10 protein-coding genes and 1 tRNA gene are annotated in these 18653 nt (G+C 71.3%); 7 read left to right on the top strand and 4 right to left on the bottom strand.

Annotation, left to right across the window (positions count from 1 at the left end):
- The first annotated feature begins 35 nt into the window (after nt 1-35).
- Nucleotides 36-2801, top strand: a complete 2766-nt coding sequence (locus tag ABLE68_RS14295) for an AAA family ATPase (protein WP_348872208.1) — start codon at nt 36-38, stop codon at nt 2799-2801.
- Between the two features lie 7 nt (nt 2802-2808).
- On the opposite strand, the gene ABLE68_RS14290 is transcribed toward ABLE68_RS14295, so the two are convergent.
- Entirely contained in the window at nt 2809-3825 is a 1017-nt protein-coding gene (locus ABLE68_RS14290) for a DUF4331 family protein (protein WP_348872206.1), read from the bottom strand.
- A gap of 233 nt (nt 3826-4058) precedes the next feature.
- On the opposite strand from ABLE68_RS14290, the gene ABLE68_RS14285 reads away from it, so the two are divergent.
- The gene (locus ABLE68_RS14285; RefSeq protein ID WP_348872205.1) at nt 4059-5006 is read left to right on the top strand and encodes a catalase family peroxidase; all 948 of its coding nucleotides are present in this window, start codon (nt 4059-4061) and stop codon (nt 5004-5006) included.
- 13 nt (nt 5007-5019) lie between these two features.
- A complete protein-coding gene (locus ABLE68_RS14280) occupies nt 5020-6204 on the top strand; it encodes a cation:proton antiporter (RefSeq protein ID WP_348872204.1) in 1185 nt (394 codons plus the stop codon).
- Here the strand turns inward: ABLE68_RS14280 and ABLE68_RS14275 are convergent.
- Complete coding sequence (locus ABLE68_RS14275) at nt 6192-6689, bottom strand: hypothetical protein (RefSeq protein ID WP_348872203.1); 498 nt, start codon at nt 6687-6689, stop codon at nt 6192-6194. The two genes, ABLE68_RS14280 and ABLE68_RS14275, sit on opposite strands and share 13 nt — an antisense overlap.
- A 67-nt stretch (nt 6690-6756) precedes the next feature.
- Here ABLE68_RS14275 and ABLE68_RS14270 point away from each other — a divergent pair, with 67 nt between their 5' ends.
- Nucleotides 6757-7623, top strand: coding sequence for a bifunctional helix-turn-helix transcriptional regulator/GNAT family N-acetyltransferase (locus tag ABLE68_RS14270; RefSeq protein ID WP_348872202.1), 867 nt, complete (start codon nt 6757-6759; stop codon nt 7621-7623).
- Here the strand turns inward: ABLE68_RS14270 and ABLE68_RS14265 are convergent.
- Together ABLE68_RS14265 and ABLE68_RS14260 are read right to left on the bottom strand one after the other, a co-directional pair.
- Nucleotides 7610-9655: a penicillin acylase family protein gene (locus tag ABLE68_RS14265; RefSeq protein ID WP_348872199.1), complete on the bottom strand. Its 2046-nt coding sequence runs from the start codon at nt 9653-9655 to the stop codon at nt 7610-7612. The genes ABLE68_RS14270 and ABLE68_RS14265 overlap by 14 nt on opposite strands.
- Before the next feature lie 25 nt (nt 9656-9680).
- Nucleotides 9681-11642, bottom strand: coding sequence for an ATP-binding protein (locus ABLE68_RS14260; RefSeq protein ID WP_348872198.1), 1962 nt, complete (start codon nt 11640-11642; stop codon nt 9681-9683).
- 178 nt (nt 11643-11820) lie between these two features.
- Here ABLE68_RS14260 and ABLE68_RS14255 point away from each other — a divergent pair, with 178 nt between their 5' ends.
- From ABLE68_RS14255 to ABLE68_RS14245, 3 genes are all read left to right on the top strand, one after another.
- Nucleotides 11821-13164, top strand: a complete 1344-nt coding sequence (locus ABLE68_RS14255; RefSeq protein ID WP_348872197.1) for a phytoene desaturase family protein — start codon at nt 11821-11823, stop codon at nt 13162-13164.
- Nucleotides 13165-13237: 73 nt separating this feature from the next.
- Nucleotides 13238-13313: transfer RNA gene (locus ABLE68_RS14250), tRNA-Lys, on the top strand.
- Between the two features lie 122 nt (nt 13314-13435).
- Entirely contained in the window at nt 13436-18649 is a 5214-nt protein-coding gene (locus ABLE68_RS14245; RefSeq protein ID WP_348872195.1) for a beta strand repeat-containing protein, read from the top strand.
- Nucleotides 18650-18653: the final 4 nt, after the last annotated feature.

Raw genomic sequence — 18653 nt, 5'->3', positions numbered from 1 at the left:
CCTGGAGCCTCGAACGAGGGTAGGTGCGAAGCGCCGTGAGCAACGACCGTGCTGACCAACACCTTCCCCTCATCGGACGCGAGGACGAGCTCGACCTCCTCCGGCGCCTGCTCGACCCGGACAGGACGACCGGCGAGAGCCTCGTCATCGTCGGCGACGCGGGGCTGGGCAAGAGCAGGCTGCTGGACAGCGCAGCGGAGGCAGCCGCTCAGAACGGCTGGACGGTGCTGCACTCCCGTGGCGGGCGCAGCGAGACAGAGCTCGCGTTCGCCGGTCTGCATCAGCTGGCGCACGGAGTGCTCGATCGCAGTGACCAGCTCCCCGAGGCCCAGCGCTCGGCTCTCCGCACCGCGCTCGGCCTCGAGTCCGACGACGAGCCGACACCACTTCGCGTCGCTGTCTCCCTGCTGTCGCTGCTGTCGGCCGTGGCCTCGGAGGCGCCGCTGCTCCTCGTCGTCGACGATGCCCAGTGGGTCGACTCCGCGTCGCTCGACGCGCTGGCGTTCGTCGTACGCCGCGCCGAGGAGGAGCCGATCGTGCTGCTCGCGGGCGCGCGTGGAGACGTACCCCCGCGGTCCCTCGCTCCCCTCTCACGGCTCGTGCTGGAGCCGCTCGGACCACGGAGCAGCGCCAGCCTCCTGGACAGCCTGTCGGCACCCCTGCGCAGCTCCGACCGCCAGGAGGTGCTGTCGCAGGCGGACGGCAACCCACTGGCGCTGGTGGAGCTGGCCCGCGCCCTGTCCGCCAAGCCGAGCGCCGCGCTGCGCTGGGCGCTCACGCCGCTGCCGCTGACAGATCGTCTCTACGAGATCTACGGCAACAGCTTGGTCGAGCTGCCGGCGAACACGCGCCGGGCCTTGCTGCTGGCCGCGGTCGCCGACGCCGGAGATCGAGCAGTCCTGCAGGTCGCGACCGCCCAGGTGCCGACCGAGGACTGGCGCCCGGCCGAGGACGCCCGGCTGGTCACGGTCGACGACGTCGTCAGGTTCCGCCACCCCATGGTGCGCGCGGCGGTCTACCGCGCGGCGTCGACCGCCGAGCGGCGCGACGCCCACCGGACCGTCGCCGACCTGCTTGTCGACTATCCCGACCGCCAGGTCTGGCACCTCGCTGTCACTTCCGTGGCACCGGACGAGGCAGTCGCGGAGCGACTCGAGACGAGTGCGCTCCAAAGCAGCCGCCGGGGTGCAAACGCCGCAGCGGCACGGGCCCTCGAACGTGCGGCCGAGCTCAGTGGGGACGCCTCGAGCCGTTCCCACCGATTGGTTCGGGCCGTGGATGCAGCGATCCAGGCCGGTGACGCTGCCTGGGTGCGAGAGCTCGTCGCACAGGTGCGCGAATCGACCCAGGACGCCGAGCTCCTCCGGGTGACCGCGCACATGGAAGCGTTCGCGCTCGCCACCACTCTCGACCACGACGCGGCACGCCAGGCATTGCGGCACAGCATCCGGATCTCCATGGCCGAGGACCCCCTGTCGTCACTGGGCTCCCTCACGACCGCGGCTCTCGTCACCCAGTTCACCGGGGACGAGTCCACTCGGCAGGAGGTCGTGGAGTTCGCGGCCGAGATGGACCGGGTGCTCATGGGCAACCCGGCCGCGGCCCTCCCCATCGTGTCGACAGCCCGTCTGTGGATCGACGCTGCCCTCTCCCGCACCGGCGAGCAGGGGCCGCTCGTCGCCCGGTTGCACGCCTTGATGGGCGGCGAGATCACGGACCCGGACGTGGCGATGACACTGGGCGCGGCCGCACAGGTCCTGGACGAGACGGATGCAGCGGTGCGCCTCCTCACCCTGGCGGCGGACCGGGGCCGCAGCACCGGGTACGCCAGCGCGGCGACGCTGAACGGTCTGGCGTGGTCGTGCATCCTGCGCGGGCGGTGGGACGAGGCACTCGCGATCGCGAGCGAGGGCTATCAGATCGCACTCGCCGGACGCCAGGAGATGCACCTGCTCAACGCCGTCGCCGCCGAAGGCATGGTCGCGGCACTGCGTGGCGACGTCCGTCTCGCGCGGAGTCGCATCTCCTCGGTGCTCACCACCATCGACCCGTACGACACGGGCGGGATCGTGGCGCGGACGCGGCAAGCGGCCGCTTTCGCTGCTGCCGCAGACGGTGACCATGCTCATGCGTTTCACGAGCTGTCCCAGCTGTTCGCCGTCAACGGTGCGCCGACGCACTACCAGCTGTCCTGGTACGCCCTGGCTGACCTTGCTGCGTCCGGGATCCGGTCAGGGGCGACCGACGCGGCCAGGTCGCTGGTCGAGGGGGCTCTGCCCCACCTCACCGCCCCGATGCGGCCACGGGTGCAGCTGCACGTCGACCGGGCGCGCGCTCTCCTGGCGGAGTCCGACGACGTTGCCGAGGAGCTTTTCCGCAGCGCGATCGCCGGTGCCGAGCTGCAGGTCCCGTTCGAGCTCGCGCAGGCCCGGCTCGACTACGGCGAGTGGCTCCGTCGCCGTCGGCGGGTGATCGAGGCGCGCACGCTGCTCGAGGCGGCCCGCGAGACGTTCGAGCGGCTGGGCGCCACTCCCTCGCTCGAGCGCACGATGGACGAGCTGCGCGCCTCCGGCATCAGGCAGGCCGAGCGAGGCCCCGACCTCTTCGGCCAGCTGACACCGCAGCAGCAGCGGATCGCGCGGCTGGCGGCCTCGGGCCTGACGAACCGCGAGATCGGCGAGCGACTGTTTCTCTCACCGCGCACCATCAGCACCCACCTCTACGCGATCTTCCCCGTGCTTCAGATCACGGCGCGCGCCCAGCTGCACGACGCCGTCCCCGCCGAGGGTGGGCAGGAGTAGAGGTGTCCTAGGCGGGCAGCACGAACGGAAACGTGTCGCTGCTGCGTCGCACGTCGGTGGCTCTCAGCCCGGTCGTGACGGCGGAGTTCGTCGCAAGGGAGAACACGACCTCCGGTGCGTTGTCGGCGAGCGCGCGACCGTTGAATCGGGCGAACCCGAAAACGGCCGGAGAGCCGACCACGTAGCGGAGCACGTCAGGGATGATCCGCTCCATGACGCTGTCGGCGTACGCACCGGGGCGGTCCGACGTACCCAGGCGCTCGACGGTGGACGCGACGAGGTCGGCGACCTCGGGCCCATAGGTCACGGCGTCGTCGGCCGGATGGCTCCGCTGGTGGGGAGCGGCGTCCTCACTGTCGAGAGGACGGAAGATCTCGCAGATCAAGGGCAGGCCGCTGCGTCCGACCTGCCGCCAGCCGCGCACATCGGTCGCGACCTTCGTCGTCGCCCAGGCGCCGATCTGGCGGCCAGTGGTGAGCCCGTCGGATCCCACGGGCACGGTGAGGACGATCGACTGGACCCGCGAGCCCACGAAGCTGTCCTCGGCAGTGCCACGGACCCATCGCGACCTGTCGAGATCCGCACCGTCGCGAACCAGCGCGTCGATGTCGTCCAGCTGCCGGAGGTCGAGGTAGAACGGATCGACTGCCCGCCCCGCCCAGACCTGCCCACCCTCCTGGGTGTCTGTGTCCTGGTTCGTGAGCCCTCGGGCGAGCACGGTTCCGGTTGCCTCGTCGTCGTCCGCATCGGCGTCCAGCAGTCGCTCCACGACGAAGGGCTGCTGGTCGTTCTCGGCCGGGGAGAAGGTGATCCGGTAGGTGAGGTCCTCACGCTCGCGGTGGTCGAAGTGGACCTTGAACTCGTAGCGGGCTCCGAGGTGGAACGGGTCCCGGTCCTCGTCAGCGAGGAGCGTCCTGACGTTCATCACGAGGACGGTCGTCGCACCCGCGTCGAAGACGTACAGGTCCGCGATGTCCAGGCGACGGTTCCGGTGTGCCGGTGCCAGCTCGAGGTGGTGGGACATGGGAGTTCTCGCTCTCAGCTCATCGGGTGGTGACGCCGGTGACGTTCGAGGACACCCGGCCAACCCATCGCGTGCGAGGAACGTAGGTCCGAGTCGCGTCGGGGGGCTTGAGTCGCACGACTGAGTCCGTACGGCGAGTCAGCCGCCGATTGCGTCAGATGACCGAAGCAACGAGGAAGCGCCGGCTCCTAGCGTCCTGGTCGACGGTCACCACCCGAATCGACGGAGGAACCATGACGACCACGCTGGGCCAGCCGGCCCCCGAGATCGACCACGCCGACGCCTACGAGCGTGTCATCGACAACCTCGACGCCAACTTCGGGGCGGCCCCGACCCGACGTGCCGCGCATGCCAAGGGCGTCGTGCTGACCGGCACCTTCCACGCCTCCCCGGAGGCCGCGAGCGTCACCCGCGCGCCGCACCTCAACGCCGGTCGGGTCCCGGTCGTGGCGCGTTTCTCCAGCTTCCCCGGTGGCCTCGCCCACCCGGACGCCGCACCGGAGTGCAACCCGCGCGGACTCGCGGTCCAGTTCCGTCTTGACGACGGTTCGACGACGGACCTGCTCGCCCACTCGATCAACGGCTTCCCCGGCCGGGTCGTGGAGGACTTCGTCGACTTCCTCGCGGCCATCGCTCCCGGGGGAGCCGGGCCGGAGGCGTACCTCGCCACCCACCCTGCCGCCGCGGCGTTCGTGCACGCCATCCAGACCCATGGTGTCCCGGCGAGCTTCGCCACCCTCAGCTACTTCCCGGTCAACGCGTTCTGCTTCCAGGCCGCCGACGGCACAGAGAGCATCGGTCGCTACATCTGGACTCCCGTCGCAGGTCACCACGTCCTCGAAGGGAACGAAGCCGCCGTCATGTCCGACGACTTCCTGACCGACGAGCTGCGCACCCGTCTGACCCGCGGTGTCATCTCGTTCGTGCTGGAGCTGCAGGTGGCCGAGCCCGGCGACGTCACCGACGACGCCAACGCCCAGTGGCCGAGCGACCGGCGGCGCGTCGAGCTCGGCACCCTGCACCTCACCCACCTCGTGCCGGACAGCGTGTACGCCGAGCAGGGGCTCTTCTTCGACCCGGTCCGCCTCATCGACGGCATCACGCTGTCCGACGACCCGCTGCTGGTCGGTCGCACGCGGGCCTACCCGTTGTCCCTGGCCCGTCGCCACAGCGGCGGATGAGTCGCAGACGGAGATGAGCCTGGTCAACGTCGCAGTCGTCGTCGCGATGGCCGCGGCCTCGCCGCTGGTGGCCCGAGCGGCGCCCAGGGGTCTCCTACCCGGCATCGTGGTCGAGCTCCTCGCAGGGCTGGTCGTCGGCCCGCACGGACTGGGCTGGATCAGCATCGACGGCCCGAGCAACACGCTTGCCCTTCTCGGGGTGGCCTTCCTGTTCTTCCTCGCCGGTCTGGAGATCGACCTCGGCGTCATCCGGGGCCTGCTGCTCGTGCGGTCGTTGAGCGCCTACGTCGTCGGTCTGCTCCTCGCAGTCGCAGCGACGACAGCGCTCCACGCGGCCGGTCTCGTCTCCTCTCCCGTCCTGGTCGCCGTCGCACTGTCGGCCACGGGCCTGGGGCTGGTCGTGCCGCTGCTGCGGGATGCCCGCCTCCTCGGCACCCCGATCGGGCAGACCGTCGCGGCGGCGGCCAGCGTCGCCGAGTTCGCCGCCGTCGTCGTCCTCGCCCTTGGTTTCAGCAGTGGACACAGCCCGCTGCTGAACCTCAGCCTGCTCGGTCTGCTGGTCGCCCTCACCCTCGTCGTCACCTTTGCCGCCCGCCGGCTCGGCGCAACCCGAGCGGTCACCAGCGCGATCGACCGGCTCTCCGACGGTACGACGCAGCTGCGGGTGCGCCTGAGCGTCGCGCTGGTCGTCGGGCTCGCCGCGCTCGCGCAGCATCTCGGGCTCGAGGTCGTGCTGGGCGCGTTCTTCGCCGGCGGCATCTTGAACGTGCTCGACCACGGGATGCGGGACCGCGAGTTCCGAGGGCGGCTCGACGGGATCGGCTACGGGTTCCTCGTGCCCGTCTTCTTCATCGTGAGCGGGGCTCGGCTCGACCTCTCGGCGCTCAGCTGGTGGCCCGACGCGCTCGCGGTCGTGCCCCTGCTCACCCTGACCCTGCTCGTCGCCCGTGGAGCGCCGACGGTGCTTCTCCGGCTCGGCTCGCTCGAGACCACGGTGGGGTCCGGGTTGCTGTTCGCCACCTCGCTGCCCTTCATCGTCACCGCGACCCAGGTCGGTGTGGCGCAAGGACGGCTGGATGCGCCGACCGCCGCCGCCATGACCACAGCGGGGCTGCTCGGGGTCTGCCTGTTCCCGGCGATCGGCACCCGCATGCTGCGACGCGCAGCGGACGCCGCGGTGGCGGGTCAGTCGTTGTAGAACTCGCAGTGGTGCGCGAGACGACGCCCCGCCGCGTTGAAGGCGCGGACGTCGGGGCCGGCACCGGACCCGGACTCAAGGCTGGCCCGCTGGTCGTCGACCGCGATCCGGATGATCGTGATGTCGTCGGCGAGCGGACCCAGCGCGTGGCCGGCGACGTCGGCGAGACCCTCGACGATCTCGCCGGCCTCGGCCGCCGGGTCGGCGGAGGGCGAGCCGTTGACGAACTCGTTCGCGCGCGGCATCCACTGCGCGGGCGGGTGGTAGAGCTCGGCGCAGGTCTTCTGGACGCTCACCGGCTTGCCGTTCGGGGTGATGCTGGCCAGCGGCGTGGGCGTGGGCGAGTCGGTGACCGACGGAGACACCGAGTCGAGCACCGACGGGCTCGGGTCGAGGGCCTCGGCTCCGGAGTCCGACCCGCAGCCCGAGACCACCGCCGCGAGCAGCACGATCGAACCTGCCAGGCCGGTCACGTGTGCGCGCATGTGCTCACCATCTCGCGTTTCCGGCGGAGGGTCGACACCCACCGAATTATCTGACTATGGTCAGCGAATGTCGTCGGACCTGCACACGGACACCCTGCGCCGCTTCAACCGCACGTACACCCAGCGGATCGGCGCCCTCGACGAGTCGTTCCTCGGCACCGGTCGTCCGCTCGCCGTCTCGCGGCTGCTCTTCGAGATCGGGCCGGACGGCGCGGGCGTCCGCGAGCTGCGTGAGCGCCTCGACCTGGACTCGGGCTACCTCACCCGCCTGCTGCGCCGCCTCACCGACGAGGGACTGGTGGACCTGCAGGCCGACCCCGTCGACGGTCGGCGCCGGGTCGCCACCCTCACCGCCGCGGGCCGGCGCACCTGGCACGACCTGGAGGACAGGTCCGAGGACCTGGCGCGCACCCTCGTCGGAGCGCTGACCGAGCGACAGCGCGACCGCCTCGCCGAGGCCCTCGCGACGGCCGACCTCCTGGTCCGCGCGGCGACGGTCCAGCTGCGGGAGGTGCCGCCGACCGATCCGGTGGCGCTCGAGGCGGTCGGCCACTACTTCGCCGAGCTCGACCGACGCTTCCCCCACGGCTTCGACCCCGGCGAGCCGGACCACGCGGGCACGTTCGTGGTCGCGACCAGCGACGGCCGTCCGGTGGCGTACGGCGGAGTGCGACCCCTCGACGCAGCGACCGCCGAGATCAAGCGGATGTGGGTGCACGACGACTGGCGTGGTGCCGGCCTCGGGTCCCGGATCCTCCGCGAGCTCGAGGCGCTCGCCCAGCGGCTCGGACACCGGCGGGTCGTGCTGGACACCAACGGCACCCTCACCGAGGCGATCGCGATGTACGGCCGCGCGGGCTACACCCCGATCGAGCGCTACAACGACAACCCGTACGCCCAGGCCTGGTTCGCGAAGGACGTCACTCCGGCGTGAGCCGCTCCCAGTCGGTGGTGATCGGGGCGAGGTCACCGGCCACCCAGAGCGGCAGCTGGTCGAGGTGGTGCGGGTGGCGTGCGTCGTCGACGGCGCCGAGCGGGACCACCCAGCCACCGGCGTCCCGGTCGGCGAGGTCCCAGACGTAGCGGGCGACCGATCCCCGGCTCGAGACGTCCGTGAGCCCCGGCTGCGAGCCGACGCACCGCACGCAGTCGTTGTCACCCGACACCGCCAGCCGAGGGACCGCCGGCGGCTCGAGGTCCACTCCCGCAGCATCGAAGGCGTGCAGCGGTCGCACGACGTGGGTCGATCCCCAGGTGGGAGGGTGGTGCGCGGCGTCGTCGAGCGCCAGCCGTGCGAGCGCCACCAGGTCGATGCCGTACGGCGTACCCGCGACCACCAGGGACTCGAGCGCCCGACCGATCCGATCGGTCGGGCCGAGCGCCGGCGCGAGCACGGGGTCGTCGACGAGCGGCTCGGCCAGGGGTGCGAGCACCGGTTGGGCAGCGATCCGGACGGTGAACGCGGTCCGCCAGGCGGCGAACGCAGCAGCCCCCGCGGAGTCGGCGTCCATCCGGCCGTCCCACTCCACGATTGCTTCGCGGACCCGGGCACCCTCCGGCGTCGGCTCGAGGTCGCGGACCAGGTCCTGGAAGAGCGGGGCGTTCAGGAGCACGACGTCGTCGTGGACGGCCGCGAAGTCGGCACCGGTCAGGTCGGTCCGTCCGTCGAGGAGCTGGTGGATCCGCACGGCGCGGTGGGGAGCGGCGAAGACCGGACCGATCGCGTCGCTCTCCGGACCACGCCGCTCGTTGGCGGTCACCACCTGACCGCCGGGCGGCACGTCGTGGTGCGGCAGGTCGGTGACCCATCCGGTCCAGGTGGCTTCCGGGTCGGCGGCGTCGACGACGCCGCGGCGGTTGGCGTCGGCCCGGGCCGGGATCCGCCCCGCGACGCGGTAGCGGACCGAGCCGTCGCGGTCGGCTGCGACCACGTTGTTGACGGGTTCGACCCAGTCGTCGAGCGCGGTCATCACGTCGTCGGCCGACCGGGCGTGCAGGAGCGGGAGGATCGCGTCGAAGCCGAGGTCACCGAGGACCGTCGAGGCCGCCCGGAGGCTGAGCCCGCGACCGGCGTCGACCGACCCGTCGAAGACCGGGCCGCGGTCGGTCGCGACCACCTCCACCTCCTCGTCGGGACGGTCGGCGACCCCGATCGTCTCGACCCGGAGGTCGGCAGGGGCCCAGCCCTCCGGCCCGAGGGCCTCGGCTCCGTCCGGGGTACGGCGGAGCTGCTCGGCGTACACGTCCTGGTAGTCGGCCATCGCGTTGGTGATCGCCCACGCGACATCGCCGGCGTGCGCGAAGTGCTGGACGCCGGGCACACCCGGGAAGGCGAAGCCGAGCACGTCGAACTCGTCGCACGACAGCCGGACCTGCTGGTAGACCCCGGGCGACTCGAGCGCGCGGTGCGGGTCGCCGCCGATCAGCGGGAAGCCCGACGCGGTGCGGTCGCCGCCGACCGCCCACGCGTTGCTGCCGCTGGTGTGCGGACCCTCGTGGGACAGCAGACGTGCGTCCTCGCCGAGCACCTCGGTCGCCCGAGCGGTCCAGAGCTTGGTGCCGAGGCTCGCGAAGAGCAGGTGCTGCGCGAGGAACACCGCGAGCGGCGTCCACGGCTGCCACTCCCCCGGCCTGGCGCCGACCTGCTCGAACTCGGGCGACCCGGCGTGCAGGCCCTCGTTGACCCCGGCGACGTACGACGCGACGAAGGAGGCCGTCTCGGGGCGCAGCCGGGCGTGGGCGCGACGCGCCGTCTGGGCGATCCGGGTGCGCCGCGCGAAGCGGTCCCAGGGCAGGCCCGCCGCGCCGAGGAGCTCGGCCGTGGTGCCGGTCGCCCGACGGCGCAGGAGCTCGAGCTGCCACGACCGGTCCCGGGCGGTCACCTCGCCCTGGCCGCCCGCGAGGTCGGAGACGGAGCTCGCCCGGACGTGCGGAACGCCGTACGCGTCGCGCAGGATCTCGGCCATGTGAGGGGACCCTAACCGATGCGGGTCAGGCTGCGGCGAGGACCGGGAGCGTGACGCGGAAGGTCGTCCCCTCGCCGGGTTCGGACTCCACCGACATCGACCCGCCGTGCTGCTCGACGATGGCGTGGGCGATGGAGAGGCCGAGGCCGCTGCCCGGGATCGCCTGCTCCTGCGCGAGCGAGGACCGGAAGAAGCGGGTGAACAAGCGGTCCTGCTCCTGGAGCGGGATGCCGATGCCGGTGTCCGTGACCTCGAGCACGACCGAGCCGGTGCGGACGCTCAGGGAGACCGCGACGTGGCCGCCCTCGGGGGTGAACTTCACGGCGTTGCTCACCAGGTTGATCACGACCCGCTCGAGCATGTCGCGATCCCCGAGGAACGGGATCGGCTCGTCGGGCAGGTCCACGTCGAGCTCGAGTTCGCGGCGCTCGAGGGTCGGGGCGACGACCCCGCACCCGGCCGCCACGATCTTGCGCAGGTCGACGACCCGGTCGACGAAGCTGAGACCGTCCTCCTGGATCCGCGACAGCGTGAGGAGGTCGTCGATGAGGGACAGCAGCCGGGTGCTGTTGGCCGCGACGCGCTGCACCGCATCGAGCTGCTCGGGCCCGAGACCGCCGTACGCACCCTCCTCGAGCATCTCGATGTAGCCGAGGATGCTGGTGATCGGGGTGCGCAGCTCGTGGCTGACGCTGGAGACGAAGGCGTCCTTGACCTGGTCGACGTCGCGGAGCCGCTCGACGGCCTTGCGCTCGGTCTCGAGCGCCTCGACCAGCTTGTTCTCGGCCTCGACGCGATCGGTGATGTCCTCGGAGGTGCTGACGTAGCCGATGGTCTGGCCACGGTCGTCGACGATCCGGTTGAGCGACATCGAGTGGCTGCGCTCGACGCCGTCCTTGCGGACGAACTTCATGTCGCTCGCGCCCCGGCCCATCAGCGCCTGGGCGACCGCGGTGAAGTCGTCGGCGACGCCGAGCTCGGCGGCCTTCTCGCTGACGCCGGCGTCGGAGTGGAAGCTCCGGGTCAGCTGACCCATGACCTCGTCGGCTGAGTAGCCGAGCAGGCGCTCGGCGCCGGGGTTGAACAACGTGATCCGACCGGTCTCGTCGGCGACGATGACCGCGACGCCCGTCATGCCGTTGACGATGTTCTGCACCTTGTCGCGCTCCGCGGCGACCTGGCTGGCGTTCTCGAGCTGCTCGCCGACGCTGAGCACGAACGGCACCACGATCAGTGCGCAGTCGACGATGAAGACGGACAGGACGATGCCCTGCACGTCGGGCGGCAGGTCGTAGCGGGGGTTGACCATCGCGAAGGGCCCGTGTCCCCGGGTCGTCAAGGTGATCGCGATGCCGAGCGTGGCGAACAGCTGGGCGATCGACTCGTAGGCACCGCTGCGCAGCGCTCCCCAGGCCAGCAGCGGGATGACCATGAAGACCATGGCCGGGAAGTCGTCGAGCCAGAAGACGATCGGCGTGACGGTCAGGATCATCGCCCACTGCGCCACGCGCTCATAGACGGGCGCCTGGCCGCGGTGCGCCCGCAGGTGGCAGAAGAACGGCGTGACCGACAGCTGGGAGGCCAGGCTGGAGGCGCCGACCGAGAGTGCGAGTAGCCCGGGGCTGCCCCAGCAGGTCAGAAGGCTCGTCAGGGCACCTGCTCCGGCCATCAGCAGAGCACCGGCAGCAGCCGCGGTGATGAACCGCGCCAGGTCGACGATGGTGTAGAGCGTCGGCCGCGCGCGCACGCCCTGCGCGAGGATCCGCCACACCACCCAGGTCTCGAGCGTGATGCCGATCGCGAGGCAGAGAGCGACCTGCGGGGGGCGGTCGCCGGACCAGATGGTCAGGTAGGCGATCGCGAAGATCGCGGCGAGCACGACCGGGGTGCCCGGCTTCGGCGACACCAGGAGGACGGCGGACGCGAGGGCGACCGGCCACACGCCGATGCCGTACGCCCCGTCGGGTGCTCCGTAGACGGCGAGCATCCCGAAGAGTGCAGTGAGCGCAAGCAACCCCCCGAATGAGGGCACCCAGGACCTGGTCGCCACGCTCACCTCCCCGAGTGGTCTGTCGACCGACGCCCCTATCTTGGCGTGGGCGACGACTTCTGGCACGCGACGTGCCGGTCGTGGAGGCGGGCAACCCGCGTACTAGGTTGACCCGATGGGTTCAGCGCGGAGCGGGTACGACGTCGTGATCGTCGGCGGCGGTCACAACGGACTGGTCTCCGCGGCCTATCTCGCCAGGGCCGGTCTGCGCGTCCTGGTGCTCGAACGGCTCGGTGAGGTCGGCGGCGCGATCCGCTCCGCACCCGGGTCCGTGCTCGTCGCTCCCCTGCCCGACCAGGTGGTCGCCGACCTCGGCCTGGACCTCACGACGCAGTCGCGACCGCTCGTCCTCGACGACCGCGTTCGGATCGCCTGGCGCGAGCTCCAGGCGGACCTCGCCGACCTCGCGCACGCCGTGTCGCCGACGCTGCTCCAGCCGCTCCCCCTCGAGCGGGCGGTCCGCGACCTCGTCGACCCCGGGCTCTGGCGCGACTTCGTGACGACCCCGCTGGGCGAGACGGTCGAGGAACGGCTCGCCGACGACACCGAGCGCGGCCTCGCCGTCACCGACGCGCTGCTCGCGACATCCGCAGGGCCGCACGACCCGTCCCTCCAGCAGAACCGTGCCTTCCTCCACCACCTGCTCGGGCACGGCCCCGGCCGGCGGCGCGCGACGGTGGGTGGCCACCGCGCGACCGTCGACGCGCTGGCCCGCGCCGCGTCCTCGGCCGGCGCCGAGGTCGTCACCTCGGCCGGGGTGAGCACGATCGACGCCTCCGACGACGGAGCCGAGGTCACCTGGCACGACGGGACCACCACCCACACCGTCTCCGCGCGCCACGTGCTCTCCGACGTCGCACCCTGGGTGTTGTCGATCCTGCTCGGCGAGCCCGAGGACCCCACGACCAAGCCCGAGGGGTCGCAGCTCACCGTCACGCTGACGCTCGACCGGCTCCCGCAGCTCCGCTCCGGTCACGACCCGGAGGCCGCGCTCGCCGAGGGGCTCATCCTCTCGGCGTACGCCGACGGCCGCCTGGCGCGGGCGCAGCTCGACCGAGCGAACGGACAGCACACGCTGACCTACATCGGCGGGGGCGCGCCGGTCTCCCTCCTCGACGCCGAACCCGCCGCCCGGGATGCAGCGGTCACGCGCGCGATGGCGGCGATCGACGCGCTCTTCGTCGAACCGGTCGGGCCCCACCTCGCGGGCCCGGTGGAGGTGCGCGACCCGCGCGACCTCGAGCGCGACCTGGCGCTGCCGGGCGGTCACGTCCACCACGGCGACCTCGAGTGGCCGTGGGCCTCGAACCGGGCCCGCCTGGACACCCCGGCAGCTCAGTGGGGCGTCCAGACCGACGTCGCGTCGGTCCTCGTCTGTGGTTCCGGATCTCGTCGCGGCGGCCCGATCGCCGGGCTAGGCGGGCACTCCGCGGCTCAGGCCGTGCTGGCCTCGATCTGACGTCGGGCCGGGATGGGACCTCGATTTTTCCCGCGCGGCACCCGCTGGTATCGTTCACGTCGCTTCACCACGCGCGGCATTAGCTCAATTGGCAGAGCAGCTGACTCTTAATCAGCGGGTTCGGGGTTCGAGTCCCTGATGCCGTACCACCACCCAGCGAGAGCCGGTCCGACAGGTCCGGCTCTCGCTGCATTTACCCCAACGGGGGTTGGCACCCTCTCTCGTGGGTGAGACGGTGAGGGCGCTCCCTCCAACCGAAGATCGAGGCACCATGACCAGCCGTCCCGGGCTCACTGCCGCCTGCCCTTCTGCACGCCGACCTCTCACGCTGCTGGCGATCATCGCCGTGCTGGCCGCCGGACTCGTGGTCGTGGGCTTCGCAGCCCCCGCCCAGGCGACGTACGACACCACCGGCACCGTGACGATCCCGGCCCAGACCGGCAACCAGTCGTTCGACGCCACCCCGGGCATGACCGTGATCGCGGGCTACGGCTTCAACGCGGGCCAGGCGGCCTCGACGGTCGTCGACAACGCGTCTGCCGTCCTCTCCGTGTCGTGCAAGAACGGCCGGACACCGACCCAGACGTCGGTCACGATCCCGATCGGGCACCAGGAGTATCCCGACCACGCCAGCTCGTGGATGCCGTCCAACGACACCAAGGACTCGGCGTCCTACCAGGGCTCGCTCGTGCTGGGCGACTTCTGCGGCGGCACCACGATGGTCGTCGGAGCGACCATGGGTCCCTTCACCGCCGACTTCTACTCCAACTCGACGAAGTCCTACGACGTCCGTTGGCACTACGGCCCGACGAGCGGGCCCAAGAACGTCGTCGGCGTGGGCAGCGCGTGGAGCTCGACGAAGTCCGTCACCCCGGAGGGCTTGGGCGGCTACGGCGCGGATCTCGAGATCACCAAGACCGACGTCAACGACCCGATCCGCGCAGGTGAGAACGTCACCTACAACCTGACGATCCGCAACACCTCCCAGACGGTGACCTCGTCGTCGGTGTCGGTCTACGACGTGCTCGACGCCACCACGGGCCTGGTGTCCGCCACCGGCACGGGCAGCACCTGCGCCTCGTCGGCCGCCTTCGGCAGCACGGTCGTGGGCTGCAGCATCAGCTCCATCGCTCCCGGGACGTCGAAGACCATCACGATCGTGGTGAGCACCCCGACGAACGCCACGGGCGACGCGTACGCCGGGTCGGGCGCCCAGCCGGGCGGCGTCGGGTTCACCTGCCCGACCTCGGACCTCTGCAACAAGGTCTACGTCACCGCGAACACCAAGGACCCGAACACCGACAACAACTCCTACTTCCAGCCCACCAACGTCGCCAAGCCCGGTCTCGCCCTCGACAAGACCGTGACCGACTCCGACGACGCCGACACCATCGGCTCCCTCGGCGAGACGCTCACCTACGGCTTCAAGGTCACCAACACCGGCAACCTCCCGCTCAGCAACGTGACCGTCACCGACTCGATGCTCGGCCTGACCAACGCCGCCTGCGTGTCGACGCTGGCCGCGGGCGCCAGCTCGACCTGCCCGCAGCTCACGGGCACCACCAAGAAGGTCGTCGCCGCCGACATCACCAAGGGATCGGTCGTCAACACGGCGTCCGCGTCCGCGACCCCGGCGTCCGGGGCGGCCGTGACGGCGAGCGACACCGAGACCATCTCGACGCCGGCGGCACCGGCAGTGCAGCTGACCAAGTCGGTGCAGGACTCCAACGACGCCGACACGATCGGCTCGCGCGGTGAGACGCTCACCTACGGCTTCACCGTGAAGAACACCGGCAACGTGGCGCTGTCCGCGGTCACCATCACCGACTCCATGCTCGGCCTCAGCAACGTCGCCTGCGCGAGCTCGCTCGACGTGGGCGCGAGCGTGACCTGCACCCAGAAGCCGACGTACGTCGTCACCACGGCCGACATTGGTCGCGGCGAGGTCACCAACACGGCCAGCACCTCGGCCACCGCCCCGAGCGGCACCAAGGTCACCGGCAGCAGCACGGCCGCGATCGCGACCGAGGCAGCGGCGCCCGCAGTCATGCTGGCCAAGACCGTCGCCGACTCCGACGACGCCGACCAGATCGGCTCCCTCGGCGAGAGGCTCACCTACGGCTTCAAGGTCACCAACACCGGCAACGTGCCGATCACCGGGGTGACCGTCACCGATGCCAAGACCGGGCTGTCCAACGCCGCCTGCGTGGCGTCCCTCGAACCGGGCGCGACCGCGACCTGCCCGCAGAAGCCGATGTACGTCGTGACCGCGGCCGACATCGCGAAGGGATCCGTCGACAACACGGCGACCGCCACCGCGGCGACGTCGGGCGGCAAGACCGTCACCTCCTCGAGCACGGCCACCATCTCGACCCCGGCCGCGCCCGCGGTCACCCTGAAGAAGACCGTCGCGGACTCCCCCGACGCCGGCAGCGTCGCATCTCCGGACGAGACGCTCACCTACACGTTCGTCGTCACCAACTCCGGCAACGTGCCGCTGAGCACCGTGACGATCACCGACGCGAAGATCGGCCTCGACAAGGCGGCGTGCGTCTCCAGCCTGGCGGTCGGCGCGAGCGCGACCTGTCCGACGGCGACCTACACCACGACCTCGGACGACGTCGAGGACGGGACGGTCGTCAACACCGCGACCGCCGGCGCCAACTCGCCTGCCGGCACCGGCGTCAGCGCCAGCGACACCGCCCGGATCATCACCGACGCGTCCGCACCCTCGATCGGCCTCGTGAAGTCGGTCAAGGACTCCGGGGACGGCGACGGGATCGGGTCGCTCGGCGAGAAGCTGACCTACGGCTTCAAGGTGACCAACACCGGCAACGTCACGCTGAAGAATGTGACGATCACCGACAGCCTGCTCGGGCTGTCTGCCGCTGACTGCGTCGCCAAGCTCGCCGCGAAGGCGACGACGACCTGCCCGCTGCTGCCGGCGAGGACCCACACCGTCAGCGCCGACGACGTCGCGGCGGGCTCGGTCACCAACACCGCCAAGGCCGCCGGGGCCAGCAACAAGAACGGCACCAAGGTGTCGGCCCAGGACACCGCGACGATCGCGACGCCCGCCGTACCCGCCGTGGCCCTGACCAAGACGGTCGCCGACAGCAACGACGCCGACGCGCTCGGCTCCCTCGGCGAGACGCTGACCTACAGCTTCTCGGTCACCAACTCGGGCAACGTGCCGCTCACCGACGTGAAGCTGTCCGACCCGAGCCTGGGTGTGCAGGGCGCTTCCTGCACCGCCACCCTCGCGGTCGGCGCCAGCGCGACGTGTACGCCGAGCGCACGCACCCACACGGTCACGGGTTCTGACATCGAGGCCGGTGCGGTGCGCAACACCGCCACCACCACCGCCACGGCACCCGGCGGCGGATCGGTCACCGGCAGCGGCAGCGCGACCATCGCGACGGAGGCGCCGACGACCGGGATCATCCTGCACAAGACGGTCTCCGACTCCGACGACGCCGACACGGTCGGTTCCCTCGGCGAGACGCTGACCTACGCCTTCAGCGTGACCAACACCGGCAACGTCGCGCTGTCCAACGTCACCATCGACGACCCGAGGCTCGCCATGGTCGCTGCCACCTGCGTCAGCACCCTGGCGCCCGGCGCGACGACCACCTGTCAGCCGGGCCACACCCACGTCGTCGACGCCTCGGACATCGACGCCGGCTCGGTCGCCAACTCCGCGACCGCCAGCGGCAAGCCCGCGACCGGACCGGCCGTGACCGACGACGACCGGGTCGTCACCGACACCCCGGCCGCGCCGTCGATCGTGCTCGACAAGACCGTCGCCGACTCGAGCGACGCCGACTCCGTGGGCTCACTCGGCGAGCAGCTCACCTACACCTTCAAGGTCACCAACAACGGCAACCAGCCGCTCCGCGACGTGACCCTCGACGACACCCTGCTCGGACTCAGCCACGCCTCCTGCGTGGCGGCGCTCCCGGTGGGGGCGACCGCGACCTGCGTCGGGAGCCGGACCCACACGGTCACCGCCGAGGACCTCGCCCGCGGGACGGTGGAGAACACCGCCACGGTCACGGGTACGTCGAGCACGGGCCGCAACGTCACCGGCCAGGACTCCGCGAGCCTCCCGACCGAGGCCGCGCTCCCCGGGGTCGCGCTGGAGAAGACCGTGCGCGACTCCTCCGACGCCGGCTCGACGGCTGGGCTCGGCGAGACGTTGACCTACGCATTCAAGGTCGTCAACAACGGCAACCTGCCGCTCACCAACGTGACCATCACCGACCCGATGCTGGGCATCAAGGCCGTGACCTGCACGGGCAGCCTCGCGGTCGGTGCCTCGGCCACCTGTCTCGACGGCCGCACCCACGTGGTCGACTCGGGCGACGTGGCCAAGGGGTCGGTCGACAACACCGCCACCACGAGCGCGACCTCGGCGGCGGGCGTGGTCGGCAGCTCGGGCAGCGCCTCGATCCCGACCGACGTGTCGGCCCCGGCGATCACGCTCGCGAAGTCGGTCAGCGACTCCGCCGACCCCGACGTGCTCGGATCGCTCGGCGAGACGCTGACCTACGGCTTCACGGTCACCAACAACGGCAACGTGCCGCTGTCGGCCGTGACGATCTCCGACTCCCGGCTCAACCTCAACGGCGCCGCCTGCGTCGCCACCCTGGCCCCCGGGGCGAGCACCACCTGCCCGCTGCTGTCGGGCTCGCTCACCCACCAGGTGACCGCGGACGACGTCGCAGCCGGCTCGGTCGACAACACCGCGACGGCCTCGGGCAGCTACAACGGCTCGACGGTGACCGACCAGGACACCGCCACCATGCCGACGCCGTCGCTCGAGACGCCGGACGAGCCCACGGATCCCGACCAGCCCTTCAACTGGGACTGGAAGTACCCCCCGCCGACCTGTGACGCGCTGACGGTGACCTACCCGAAGGATCTCCCGAGCGGGCAGTCCAACGACATCAACGTCCGCATCCAGACCAACGTGGGCGAGGTGACCCTCAACTTCCACAACAACGAGAGCTTCTGGTCCGGCACGACCAGCTTCGCCTACCTGTCCCACCCGCGCTGGCCCGAGGGCGTCACGTCGTACACCGTCGAGTGGACCCAGGTGGCCGGCACGAACTACCACTGGCAGGGGGCGGTCCGCTGCCTCGTCGGTGGCGGCGGTGCTGGCACGCCGACCGCGCAGGAGTCGCGGGCGCTCACGCAGATCACGGGCTGGCGCACCGGATCCACCACGCTCAAGGTCGGGCAGGCGCCGGGCGGCGACGCCGTCGAGGTCAAGCAGATCGGGTACGGCGCGCTCGAGCTCGAGCAGCTCACGTCCAACGGCTGGCGCTGGATCAAGACGGTCCCGACGACCGACCGGGGCACCGCCCAGGTGACCTTCCCGAAGGTCACGGAGAAGGGGCGCACCAGCTTCCGGCTCCGGGTCGAGGGCAGCTCCGACGTCAGTGGCGCGATCACCCAGCCGTACGACGTGATCGCCCGGTGAGCCT

The organism is Nocardioides pollutisoli (assembly GCF_040045055.1).
Classification (GTDB): Bacteria; Actinomycetota; Actinomycetes; order Propionibacteriales; family Nocardioidaceae; genus Nocardioides; species Nocardioides tweenelious.
Note: the sequence above shows the minus strand (reverse complement) of the source record. Positions and strands in the feature narration are given on the sequence as shown.

Bases quoted from the DNA above. Each gene is read 5' to 3' on its own strand.
- ABLE68_RS14290 (WP_348872206.1), bottom strand. From the start codon at position 3,825: ATGTCCCACCACCTCGAGCTGGCACCGGCACACCGGAACCGTCGCCTG.
- ABLE68_RS14285 (WP_348872205.1), top strand. From the start codon at position 4,059: ATGACGACCACGCTGGGCCAGCCGGCCCCCGAGATCGACCACGCCGAC.
- ABLE68_RS14280 (WP_348872204.1), top strand. From the start codon at position 5,020: ATGAGCCTGGTCAACGTCGCAGTCGTCGTCGCGATGGCCGCGGCCTCG.
- ABLE68_RS14275 (WP_348872203.1), bottom strand. From the start codon at position 6,689: ATGCGCGCACACGTGACCGGCCTGGCAGGTTCGATCGTGCTGCTCGCG.
- ABLE68_RS14270 (WP_348872202.1), top strand. From the start codon at position 6,757: ATGTCGTCGGACCTGCACACGGACACCCTGCGCCGCTTCAACCGCACG.
- ABLE68_RS14265 (WP_348872199.1), bottom strand. From the start codon at position 9,655: ATGGCCGAGATCCTGCGCGACGCGTACGGCGTTCCGCACGTCCGGGCG.
- ABLE68_RS14260 (WP_348872198.1), bottom strand. From the start codon at position 11,642: ATGCTCGCCGTCTACGGAGCACCCGACGGGGCGTACGGCATCGGCGTG.
- ABLE68_RS14255 (WP_348872197.1), top strand. From the start codon at position 11,821: ATGGGTTCAGCGCGGAGCGGGTACGACGTCGTGATCGTCGGCGGCGGT.
- ABLE68_RS14245 (WP_348872195.1), top strand. From the start codon at position 13,436: ATGACCAGCCGTCCCGGGCTCACTGCCGCCTGCCCTTCTGCACGCCGA.